13 protein-coding genes are annotated in these 11,590 nt (G+C 58.6%); all 13 read right to left on the bottom strand.

Features of this window, described 5'->3' with window-relative positions; genetic code table 11:
- The 13 genes from BM352_RS06875 to trpS all read right to left on the bottom strand — a co-directional run bounded on the left by BM352_RS06875 (nt 1) and on the right by trpS (nt 11,532).
- Nucleotides 1-756 (bottom strand): TIGR02186 family protein, encoded by a 756-nt coding sequence (locus BM352_RS06875; protein WP_090214210.1) that lies wholly within the window; start codon nt 754-756, stop codon nt 1-3.
- Nucleotides 753-1,670, bottom strand: coding sequence for a sulfite exporter TauE/SafE family protein (locus BM352_RS06880; protein WP_090214212.1), 918 nt, complete (start codon nt 1,668-1,670; stop codon nt 753-755). The genes BM352_RS06875 and BM352_RS06880 overlap by 4 nt, the downstream gene beginning before the upstream one ends.
- 114 nt (nt 1,671-1,784) lie before the next feature.
- Nucleotides 1,785-2,750, bottom strand: a complete 966-nt coding sequence (locus BM352_RS06885; protein ID WP_090214215.1) for an ABC transporter permease — start codon at nt 2,748-2,750, stop codon at nt 1,785-1,787.
- 3 nt (nt 2,751-2,753) lie between these two features.
- Nucleotides 2,754-3,848 (bottom strand): ABC transporter permease, encoded by a 1,095-nt coding sequence (locus tag BM352_RS06890; RefSeq protein WP_090214218.1) that lies wholly within the window; start codon nt 3,846-3,848, stop codon nt 2,754-2,756.
- 1 nt (nt 3,849) lies between these two features.
- Nucleotides 3,850-5,379, bottom strand: a complete 1,530-nt coding sequence (locus tag BM352_RS06895; RefSeq protein ID WP_090214221.1) for an ABC transporter ATP-binding protein — start codon at nt 5,377-5,379, stop codon at nt 3,850-3,852.
- Nucleotides 5,380-5,439: 60 nt separating this feature from the next.
- Nucleotides 5,440-6,435, bottom strand: a complete 996-nt coding sequence (locus BM352_RS06900) for a BMP family lipoprotein (RefSeq protein ID WP_090219909.1) — start codon at nt 6,433-6,435, stop codon at nt 5,440-5,442.
- Between the two features lie 180 nt (nt 6,436-6,615).
- On the bottom strand, nt 6,616-7,029 hold the full coding sequence (locus BM352_RS06905) for a GNAT family N-acetyltransferase (protein ID WP_090214223.1): 414 nt from the start codon (nt 7,027-7,029) through the stop codon (nt 6,616-6,618).
- The gene (gene tsaB / locus BM352_RS06910; protein WP_090214226.1) at nt 7,026-7,688 is read right to left on the bottom strand and encodes a tRNA (adenosine(37)-N6)-threonylcarbamoyltransferase complex dimerization subunit type 1 TsaB; all 663 of its coding nucleotides are present in this window, start codon (nt 7,686-7,688) and stop codon (nt 7,026-7,028) included. The genes BM352_RS06905 and tsaB overlap by 4 nt, the downstream gene beginning before the upstream one ends.
- Nucleotides 7,689-7,698: 10 nt before the next feature.
- Nucleotides 7,699-8,262 (bottom strand): NifU family protein, encoded by a 564-nt coding sequence (locus tag BM352_RS06915; RefSeq protein ID WP_090214229.1) that lies wholly within the window; start codon nt 8,260-8,262, stop codon nt 7,699-7,701.
- A gap of 93 nt (nt 8,263-8,355) precedes the next feature.
- Nucleotides 8,356-8,811 carry a universal stress protein gene (locus BM352_RS06920; RefSeq protein WP_090214231.1) on the bottom strand — a complete coding sequence of 152 codons (456 nt, stop codon included), beginning with the start codon at nt 8,809-8,811 and terminating at the stop codon, nt 8,356-8,358.
- 87 nt (nt 8,812-8,898) lie between these two features.
- The gene (locus BM352_RS06925) at nt 8,899-9,759 is read right to left on the bottom strand and encodes a branched-chain amino acid aminotransferase (protein ID WP_090214232.1); all 861 of its coding nucleotides are present in this window, start codon (nt 9,757-9,759) and stop codon (nt 8,899-8,901) included.
- 43 nt (nt 9,760-9,802) lie between these two features.
- Entirely contained in the window at nt 9,803-10,294 is a 492-nt protein-coding gene (locus tag BM352_RS06930) for a VOC family protein (protein WP_090214235.1), read from the bottom strand.
- Nucleotides 10,295-10,512: 218 nt separating this feature from the next.
- Entirely contained in the window at nt 10,513-11,532 is a 1,020-nt protein-coding gene (trpS, locus tag BM352_RS06935) for a tryptophan--tRNA ligase (protein ID WP_090214238.1), read from the bottom strand.
- Nucleotides 11,533-11,590: the final 58 nt, after the last annotated feature.

The raw sequence follows: 11,590 nt of genomic DNA on the forward strand, positions 1-11,590 counted from the left end.
TTAGAAGCGGATGTAGCGGAACACGGCGGACGCAACCCAACCAGCGGCAATCGCAATAAACAAGGACAACAGGCCGTAGATTAGCGGCTTTTGGTGCGCCAGATCGTAAATCCAGCGCTCCAGCCCGACTTTGTTGACGTTAATCACGGTTTGGTAGTCATCCACGATTACACCGTCGCGCACCAAGAAAATGCGAGTGTTATACGGGCCTTCTACCAGATTGGCTGGCAGGTCGATGGTCGTCGAAAACAGCGTTTGATCATAGAGCTTCACCGTGCTGTCGAGCCGCTGATACAGATTGTTGGCGGTCCGAATGCGGATCAGAGCGTTGGTGAAATCCATCGAATTGGCGACCGTAGAGGGGGCGCCAACAGACCGGATTGCGCGCGGGATAGAGATTTTGTGGCGCAAGTCCTCGGTGCGGGTCATCACCTCGGTCAACACGCCGCTGGAGGCGACGGCATAAAAGCTTGGGGCCTTATCAACTTCGACAGCGCTGGTGTTGACCCAGATGCCAAGCCGCCGGGCCTTCTTTCGCACACTCACGGACTGCTCCGGGCCCGCGACCGTTATGATCACATCCAACGGCCCGTCCGCAATCGGGGACGTGCGTTTGACAGCGCCGTAGATCAGGATGTCGGAGCCGTCGAAATTCGCGGTGATCGCAACCTCGTCGCGCGACAGGCCCGCAACAACTTCCTCGGCGGCAAGCGGCATCGCGACAAGGCAAAACAGGAAGGCAAGGGCACGGATCATGAGTGCCCACCGCTTCCCAAGGTGAACAGCTCCGACGGCTCGATCAGCAGGTCCAGCGCCAGCTTGGCACAGACCGCGATAACTATCAAAGATAGCAAGATGCGCAGTTGCTCGGCCTTCAGCTTCACCCCGATACGCGTGCCAATTTGCGCTCCGACGACACCGCCGATAAGCAGTAGCACCGCGAGCGCCATGTCGACCGTGTAGTTCGTGGTCGCATGCAGAAGCGTCGTGAAGGCTGTGACGAAAATAATCTGAAAAAGCGAGGTGCCCACGACAACCTTGGTGGGCATTCCCAAGATGTAAATCATCGCAGGAACCATGACGAAGCCGCCGCCCACACCCATGATCGCCGCCAAAATGCCAACCAGCAGCCCGACGATGATCGGGGGGATGACAGAGATATACAGCCCCGAGGTGCGAAACTTCATCTTAAACGGAAGCGCGTGGACCAAGCCATGCTTCTTGCGCTCAGGCACAGCGGTCGGGTTTTTGGATCTGCGGATGGCGCGCAGGCTCTCGAAGAACATCAAGCTTCCGATGATGCCCAGAAACAGCACATAGCAAAGCTTCACAAGCAGGTCGACTTGGCCGATTTCGCGCAGCATGGCGAAGACCTGAACACCGATCGCCGCGCCGATAAGCCCGCCGACCAGCAGTACAAGCCCCATCTTCAGATCGACCGTGCGCCTTCGAAAATGTGCCAGCACGCCGGAAAAGGAAGACGCCACAATTTGGTTGGCCTCGGTCGCGACGGCCACAGCGGGTGGGATACCGATAAAGAACAACAGCGGCGTCATCAGGAACCCGCCGCCAACGCCGAACATGCCTGACAAAATGCCCACAATCCCACCCAGTCCCAGCAAGAGGAAGGCGTTGACCGAAACCTCGGCTATGGGAAGGTAGATCTGCATAAACGTTCCTTAGACCCCGCCAACTGGACTGAGCAAATCAAAAAGATAGATCCAGTTACAAAAACAAACTATTCGCTCTCCGTGACGTCGAATTCAGGGGTTGGACGTCCAACATCAACGCTCTTTAACGTAAGGCTCCCCCCCTGCACGCGGAGGAGTCGCTTTGCCAACGAAGCCCGCCAAGATCACCACAGTCAGAATATAGGGCAAAGCCTGCATGAATTGCGAGGGCAAGGTAACAACCCCAAGGTCCAGACTTGGGTAACGGTTGGAAATTGCCTCCAGCAAGCCAAACAGGAACGTCGCATAAAGTGCATACCAAGGCCGCCATTTGGCAAAGATCAGCGCCGCCAGCGCGATGTATCCGCGCCCGGCGGTCATCTCTTTGACGAAGCTGGCCCCAAGACCGGTTGCCAGATACGCTCCAGCCAACCCACAAAGCACACCACAAATCGCCACTGCGGCATAACGCAAGCCAACGACAGAAATCCCGGCCGTATCCACCGCCGCAGGGTTTTCACCGACGGCACGAAGACGCAGACCAAATCGGGTGCGGTACAGAATGTACCACGTTGCTGGCACGCAAAGCAGGGCGACATAGACAAGGAAGGTGTGGCCGGAAAGGACCTCCGCATAGAGCGGGCCAAGCACGGGCACACCGGACAGCGTTTCGGCGAGCGGCAGGTCAATCCCTTGGAAACGGGCGTCACCTTGCAGGGCGGGGGTCTGCCCGCCAAGTTTGAACCAGCTCAACCCGATCAGAACCGTCAGGCCGGAGGCAAGGAAGTTGATCGCGACGCCGGAGATCAGCTGGTTGCCACGGAAAGTTATCGACGCCAGCCCGTGGATGGCAGACAGCGCCAAAGACGCGGCAACACCCGCCAAAAGCCCAAGCCAGACAGAACCGGTGGAAAACGCTGTCGCCGCCGAGAAGAACGCAGCAATGAGCATTTTACCTTCAAGGCCAATGTCAAAAATGCCCGCGCGTTCGGAAAACAGTCCCGCGAGGCAGGCAAACAACAACGGCGTCGCAAGGCGCAACGCACTGTCGAGAATTTGGAGGACGGTCAGATAATCCATATCTTACACCTCCACTTTCTTGGGCCGCACCAGCACCTTGGCCACAAGCGAGCGCACCATATTGTCCAGCGCGCCAGTAAACAGGATGACCAGCGCCTGAATAACGATCACCAGTTCACGTGGGATCGACGTCCACAGGCCAAGCTCCGCGCCACCCTGATAAAGCGCACCAAACAGCAATGCCGCGAATAGAATTCCAATCGGGTGGGACCGCCCCATCAGCGCCACCGCGATCCCGATGAACCCCGCCCCTTCGACCGAGCCTAAGATCAGCCGTTCGGCCTCTCCCATCACGTTGTTGATCGCCATAAGACCGGCCAGAGCGCCCGAGATCATCATCGTAATGATGGTGATTTTCACAGGGTTGATCCCTGCATAAACAGCCGCTGGTTGCGACTTGCCGAAGGCACGCAACTGATAGCCAAGCCGCGTGCGCCAGATCAGGTAATAGACGAACACGCATGCCAGCAGGGCCACGATCAGCGTGACATTGGCAGGGGTGCCCTTTGCGAAAGGAATCCCGACGGCGTTCAACATGTCTCCTAAAGACGGAAGATGCGAAGGTTCAGGAAACTTGGCGGTGGCCGGATCCATCGACCCTTTCGGGCGCAACTGGTTGACCAACACGTAGTTCAACAATGAGGCTGCGATGAAGTTGAACATGATCGTGGTGATCACGATATGGCTGCCGCGTTTGGCTTGCAGATAGGCCGGTATCAACGCCCAAAGCGCCCCGAACAGCCCAGCGGCAAGGGAGGCCGCGACCAGTGCGATGCTCCAATGCGGCCACGGGATGAACAAGCAGACTATAGCGACGCCAAGCCCGCCAAGGGCGGCTTGACCCTCGCCGCCGATATTGAACAGCGACGCGTGGAATGCCACCGCAACAGCGAGCCCGGTGAAAATGAAGTTGGTGGCATAATACAACGTGTAGCCCCACCCATAGGTGGACCCGAGCGCGCCCGAAACCATCAGCTTCAACGCCTGCATCGGGTCATGACCCGTCACCAGAACCATCAGCATGGACAGCACAAACGCCATAATCAGTCCCACGAGGGGAACGACGATCAAGTCAGCCCATTTTGGCAATTGCTCCATCTCAGGCGTCCTCCCCAGTCATACCGGCCATCATCAGGCCCAGCTCTTTTTCGTCCGTGTTTGCGGGCAGGCGTTCGCCCATCAGCTTGCCGTCAAAGATCACTGCAATGCGGTCCGATAAGGATAGGATTTCCTCAAGCTCGACCGAGACCAACAGGATCGCTTTGCCCTTGTCGCGCAAGGCGACGATTTGCTGGTGAATAAACTCAATAGCGCCGATGTCGACGCCACGCGTGGGTTGGCCGATCAGCAGCAAATCGGGGTCGCGTTCGATCTCGCGGGCCAAAACGAGCTTCTGCTGGTTGCCGCCCGAGAAGCTTTTGGCCTCCAGATCGCAATTGGCAGGGCGCACGTCAAAGCGTTCGATCTTGCCCTCGGCATCCTGCCGGATTGCGGTGTTGTCCATCAAGATGCCTGATTGGTAAGCGTCGTCATCGTCATACCCGAAGGCGGTGTTTTCCCACGCCTTGAAATCCATGATCAGACCCTCGCGCTGCCGGTCTTCCGGCACATGGGCGATGCCACGCTTGCGGCGGGACCGCGCGTCGGAGAACTTACCAGTCAGGTCCAACTCCTGCCCATTCACGCGGATGGTGCCCGTGCCGTTTTCCATGCCGCCCAGAACTTCCAAAAGCTCTGACTGGCCGTTTCCGGCCACGCCAGCGATACCAAGGATTTCACCTGCACGCACCTCGAAGGAAATTCCTTTGATCCGCTCCACGCCCTTGCTGTCGATGACGCGAAGGTTCTCGACTTCCAGTACCTTCTTGCCGGGTTGGGCAGGGGTTTTATCAACCCTTAACAAAACCTTACGACCGACCATCAGTTCCGCCAGCTCCTGTGGGGAGGTCTCGGAGGTTTTCACCGTTGCAGTCATCTCTCCGCGCCGCATGACGGATACCGTGTCGGTAGCGTCCATGATCTCGCGGAGTTTGTGGGTGATCAGGATGATGGTTTTTCCTTCATCCTTCAGGCGGTGAAGAATGCGGAACAACTGGTCAGCTTCGGCGGGGGTCAACACCCCCGTCGGTTCGTCCAGAATTAGAATATCGGCTTGCCGATACAGCGCCTTGAGGATTTCGACCCGCTGCTGCATGCCCACGCCGATCTCCTCGATCAACGCATCTGGGTCGACGTTCAATTCATACTCGGCGGCCAGCTCGGTCAGCTCTTTGCGGGCCTTGCGCAAAGACGGCGCCAAAAGAGCGCCATCCTCGGCGCCCAGAATGACGTTTTCGAGCACAGTGAAATTCTCGACCAGCTTGAAATGCTGGAATACCATCCCGATGCCCGCGGCAATCGCGGCTTGGCTGTCAGGGATAGCGACCTTTTTGCCAGCGATGAAAATCTCGCCCTTATCGGCTTTGTAGAAGCCGTAAAGGATCGACATGAGCGTGGATTTTCCTGCTCCGTTCTCGCCGATGATCCCGTGGATCGTTCCGGGCATCACGCGAATGGAGATGTCCTTGTTGGCCTGCACAGGCCCGAAAGCCTTCGAGATGCCCTTTAGCTCAATCGCCGGTTCGCTCATGCCATGCCCCCAGAAAATAGCAAAGGGCCGCCCTCAAATGGGGCGGCCCCTCTGGTCAGTTTAGAATGTCAGGGACGGGCAGGTTTCGTCGGACATATAATCGTGCACTGTGATGTCGCCCGAGATGATCTTGGCCGCGACCGCATCAACGGTTGCTTTCAGATCGTCGGAGACGAGTTCGGCGTTGTTCTCGTCCATCGAGTAGCCGACACCTTCATTGGCCAAGCCCATGACATTGAAGCCAGTTTCCAGACCGGGGCCGTCTTTCATCGCGTTGTAAACAGCGTTGTCGACGCGCTTCATCATGGAGGTCAGAACTTTGCCCGGGTGCAGGTAGTTCTGGTTGCTGTCGACGCCGATGGACAGGATGCCCTCGTCAGCAGCCGTTTGCAAAACACCCAAACCGGTGCCGCCAGCAGCCGCGTACACAACGTCAGCGCCTTGGCTGATTTGCGCACGGGTCAGCTCGCCGCCTTTAACCGGATCGTTCCAAGCCGCGCCGGTGGTGCCGGTCATGTTGGAGATCACTTTGGTGTCAGGGTTCGCCGCTTTGGCGCCTTGGGCATAGCCACAGGCAAATTTGCGGATCAGCGGGATGTCCATGCCGCCGATGAAGCCGACAGTGTTGGTTTTGGAGGTCTGCGCCGCCATATAGCCCACAAGATAGGAGCCTTCATGCTCGTTGAAGACCACCGAACGCACGTTTGGTGCGTCAACGACCATGTCGATGATGACGAAAGAGGTGTCAGGGTAGTCTCCGGCGACTTCACCCAAAGCGTTGCCGAACGCAAAGCCAGCCATGACGATCGGGTTGGAACCGGCCTCAGCGAAGCGGCGCAGGGCTTGCTCGCGCTGAGCGTCGGATTGCAGCTCAACCTCGGCAAACTTGCCGCCGGTTTCTTCGGCCCAACGGGTCGCACCGTTGTAAGCAGCCTCGTTGAAGGATTTGTCGAACTTGCCACCCAGATCGAAGATGATCGCCGGATCGGCCAGCGCAGCGCCTGCGGACAGCGCGATGGTCGCTGCCGCGCCAAGGAATTTTTGCATGATGGTCATGATGGTCTCCCAGATGTTTTTGTTTTGCCCGAGGCCGTTACCCTCGGGAGCATAAAAGCAGTGATCGGGCGAGGCTCGCCCGCAGATCATCGCATATTAACGCCCTAGCGTGGGGGAGGGGTCAACCGATTCTTGTCAGGTTTCCGCGCAAATGGCGTGATTTCAGTCGCTTACCCAAGGTCATTGGTGATCAAGCAGGCAGCGCATCACCAAAGCATCCAGCCCCGACCCATCTGGACGCCTGTAATAGCCGCGCCTGCGGCCTGCGTCTTCAAACCCGCAGTTGTGATAGAGCGCGAGTGCAGCCGTGTTATCAGCAGCGACTTCGAGAAAGGCCACAGTCGCACCTTCGGCGTAGGCGCGACCTTTGAACTGATCAACGAGCCCACGTGCAGCGCCTTGTCGCCGTGCAACGGGATCAACCGCGAGGGTCAACAATTCCGCCTCGTCCGCGACGACACGGCCCAGCAGAAAGCCGTTCGGCGAGGTCAGAAGAAAAGCACTGTCTTCAAAGCTGGAAAACTCCGCCGCCGACCAAGGGCGCGGGGTCTCGAAGCATTTGGCATGAAGTTTGGCAAGATCGTCAGCAGTCATAGGATGACAGGGGCCGGGTCGCGGGGCGGGGCCGCGTCGGCGGGGCGCAGGTAAAGCGGGGCAGGGCGTGCGCCGTCGGTAGCGCGACGGGACGCAATAAATGCAATCGCGCGAACCGTATTACCCGCACTGCACATAACTGAAACCGCGCCCATCTGCGCCGCCAAGTCGTCGCTGTGATGCCCCACGATGCTATGGGTTCCCCGTGGGGAACGCTGGGCAACTTCGTCCTTTGGGCACAAGCACGGAGCGCCCAATGCCGCGCCACCCTTGGCAAAACTTTGTGTGTAAACATTGCCCTGTCGTGCGTCGATCAGGGCGAGCGTTTCACCGGACTGCGCAGGGCCAGATGCCATTGCCTCTAACGCGCTGACACCGATTGCCGGAATGCCAAGGGACAAAGCCAGACCCCGTGCCGCGCTAACGGAAATGCGGATACCAGTGAAATTGCCCGGTCCGATACCGACGCCAATTCGGTCAAGGTCGACCCACGTTTTGCCTGCCTGTGCCAAAAGCTCATCCAGCAAGGGCATAAGCCGCTCGGCCTGCCCTTTCTGCATCTCCTCAACCCGCGATCCGAGCAAGGTGTCGCCCAACAGCAAAGCGGCCGCGCAATGCGCGGCCGATGTGTCGAATGCCAATGTCAGTTGGTCAGCCATATTGGCAGCTTTAGGCCGCGACGGGGCGAACCTCAACCACTTCGGGGATGTAGTGGCGCAGCAGGTTCTCGATGCCCATCTTCAGCGTCAGGGTCGAGGACGGGCAACCGGCACACGCGCCTTGCATGTGCAGATAGACAACACCACGCTCGAACCCGTGGAACGTGATGTCGCCGCCGTCTTGCGCTACAGCAGGGCGCACACGGGTGTCGAGAAGCTCTTTGATTTGGTTCACAATCGCGCCGTCTTCGCCGGTGTGTTCGGCATGGCCGCCATTGCCTGCGCCGTCACCTTCAAGGGCGGGTTGGCCGGATTGGAAATGCTCCATCACCGCGCCAAGAATGGCAGGTTTGATGTGATCCCAATCCATTGCGTCGGCCTTGGTCACGGTCACGAAATCATTGCCAAGGAATACGCCTGTCACGCCATCTACCGCGAAAATACGATTGGCGAGGGGCGATTTTCCAGCAGTGTCCGCCGATGGGAAATCCGCGGTTCCCATTTCCAGAACGGTCTGTCCGGGAAGGAATTTCAACGTTGCTGGGTTAGGAGTGGATTCTGTCTGAATAAACATGACTGGGCCTCTTTTGTGCAGAGTCTAGATATGAGACTCCGCCGCCGCGAAGTCAATAGATTGGAATAATTCTAAAGTGGCTCGCCGCTGAGCCTAGCTCACAGCTTCAAGCTGCTCTTTCGTCATCTCACCGGGCACAATTGTCACCGGCATCGGCAAGGTGCCAGAGCGCCGGGTCAGTTCTGTCACAAGAGGGCCAGGGCCCTTGTTGCCTGTGCCCGCCCCAAGAACCAGCACGCCGACTTCGGGATCCTCTTTCACCTGAGCCAGAATTTCCGGCACAGCTTCGCCTTCTCGGATGACCAGTTCGGGATCAACGCCCTGCTTGTCGCGCATCCATTTGGCGAAGACTTCGAAATGCGCAATGATCCGGTCACGTGCCTCTTGGCGCATGATTTCGCCAACACCGACCCAGTGGTTGAACTCATCCGGAGGGATCACCGCCAGAATTTCGACCCCGCCGCCAGTGCGCGCCGCGCGCATGGCTGCGAAACGCATCGCATTCAGACATTCGCGGCTGTCATCAAGGACAACAAGAAACTTACGCATGGCCAAAGCCCTCCACGGGGCAGATCATGCTGCAACCGTCGATGTCGCGCAATAGCAGGTTTGGCCGCGCGGGGTGTCGACGTGAGGTCATTCAGACAGCGCCCAGTCCCAGTACATATCGCGGACCCGCTTGGTGACAGGGCCGGATTGATAGTGTGTTCCGTCAAACTCTTTGACCGGAGTCACTTTCATCATGTTGCCCGACAAGAACACCTCATCCGCCTCGCGGAAGTCCTGAAAACTCAGCACGGTTTCATGCACCTTTGTGCCGTCCTTGGCCAAGTTTGCAATGTGACGGGCGCGGGTGATGCCTGCAAGGAAAGTGCCATTGGCGATTGGCGTAAATATCTCGCCGTCGCGCACCATGAAGACGTTGGCGGTTGCGGTCTCGGCCACGTTGCCCAAAGCGTCCGCGACCAGCGCGTTGCCAAAGCCTTTCGAACGCGCCTCACTTAGCATTCGGGCGTTGTTCGGATAGAGGCAACCCGCCTTAGCGTTCACCACACTCGACGCCAAGGTCGGGCGACAGAACTGGGTGGTCGTGAGGGTTGTCGCCGCGCCAACAGGCGCCATTGGAATTTCCTCAAGACAGATGGCAAAGCCCGTCTGGTCGGGTTTTGGCACGATACCCAGCTCGTCGCCTGCAATAGCCCAATACATCGGGCGAATATAGACGGCGGCGGTCTTGGGATAGGCGGCAAGTCCCTCATGAACAAGCTCGACCATTTGATCTGCCGTATGGGTTGGCGTGATCATCAGTGCCGCGGCCGAGCGGTTCACCCGTTCGCAATGGGCGTGCAGATCGGGGGAGACGCCCTCGAAATAGCGCGCGCCGTCGAAAACGGAGGTCCCAAGCCACATAGCATGGTCCGCGGCGCGCATCACTGGCACGTCGCCCGCATGCCAAGTGCCGTTGAAATAGGTGCGGATGTTGATGCCGGTTGCCATAGTCGTCCTCCCTCAGATCAGCACCACGCTAGGCCGCGTTAGGTCAGGCGTCCAGACCTTTCTCGCCCTCTGCGATCAAGGCCTGCACATCGAGCGGGTCGCTGAACATGCGCAATGTGCCTTGGGCCTCGCGCGGCCAGTCGGCCTGCGCACGGTCGCGGTAAAGTTCGACCCCGTTGCCGTCAGGGTCTGACAGATAGACCGCCTCGCTGACGCCGTGATCCGCAGCGCCTTCCAAAGTGAGGCCCGCATCCAAAACGCGAATGATAGCCTGCCCAAGTGCTGCGCGGTCGGGGTAGACAAAGGCGCTGTGAAACAGACCCGGATGGCAGCGCGGCGCTGGGCCCGCGCCTTTGGAACGCCAAGTGTTCAGCCCCAGATGGTGGTGATACCCGCCAAAAGACATAAATGCGGACTGCGCATCGCGTTGCTGGATCTCAAGGCCGACAACATCGCGGTAGAACGCGATCGACCGCTCCAGATCAGAGACCTGAAGGTGCACATGCCCAAGCGACGGAGTGGATGTGTGAGACATAGGGATCTCCTTTCATCCACAAAGATAGCCATGCGGGCCTGCAATGATAGGCGCATCCACGCGCGGTTTCTGTGCGCCAAAAAGCAATGCCCCCGTCCACGGGGAGGGGACGGGGGCATATAGACAAAACCGCGCGTTTCTATCGGGACAGGATATGGGGGCAGCGCGGCCTATGCAGGCTGTATGGGCCGATTCTGAATCGACTTTGTGACACTGCCTTAGGCGACCAGCCCCACAATATCGTAGGTCTTGGCGAGGATTGGCGCGGTAATCTCGCGTGCGCGCTCCGCCCCGCGGCGCAAGATCTTGTCGATCTCGCTCTGATCCTGCATCAGCCGCGACATCTCGGACGAGATGGGGGACAGTTTGGAGACGGCCAGATCCGCCAGCATCGGCTTGAACTCCGAAAATTGCTTGCCGCCGACCTCTTCTAGCACCTGCTCAGGCGTCATATCGGCAAAGGCCGCATAGATGTTGATAAGGTTGCGGGCCTCGGGCCGCTCCGACAGACCTTCGATTTCGGAGGGCAGGGCGTCAGGATCGGTGCGGGCCTTGCGCAACTTGGATGCGATGGCGTCCGCGTCGTCTGTCAGGTTGATCCGGCTCATGTCGGACGGGTCCGACTTGGACATCTTCTTGGAGCCATCGCGCAAGGACATCACGCGGGTGGCCGCCCCCTCGATTACGGGTTCTGTGATCGGGAAGAAATCCACGCCATAGTCATGGTTGAACTTGGCCGCGATGTCGCGGGTCAGCTCCACATGCTGCTTCTGGTCTTCTCCAACCGGAACATGGGTTGCGTGATAGATCAAAATATCCGCGGCCATCAGTGCAGGGTAGGCGAACAGCCCGACCGAGGAGTTTTCGCGGTTTTTGCCTGCCTTGTCCTTGAACTGGGTCATGCGGTTCAACCACCCCATGCGGGCAACGGTGTTGAAAACCCACGCCAGTTGCGCGTGTTCCGGCACCTGAGATTGGTTGAACAGGATCGATTTTTCAGGATCCACGCCAGAGGCAATGAAGCCCGCGCACAATTCGCGGGTATTGCGCTTCAGCGTTTCGGGGTCTTGCCAGACAGTAATCGCGTGAAGATCCACCATGCAGTAGATCGTCTCGAAATTGCCCTCGTCTTGCATATCCGCAAAGCGTTTCAGCGCACCGAGGTAGTTGCCAAGGGTCAGGCCGCCGGATGGCTGGATGCCTGAGAACACTCGCGGTTGGAAGGCGGTGTCGGCCATGGTCTGTATCTCCGTCTGGATTTATGGGTCCCTGTCGCTTACCCATGGGCCAACAAGA

Origin of the sequence: Litoreibacter janthinus, assembly GCF_900111945.1 — a bacterium.
Taxonomy (GTDB): domain Bacteria; phylum Pseudomonadota; class Alphaproteobacteria; order Rhodobacterales; family Rhodobacteraceae; genus Litoreibacter; species Litoreibacter janthinus.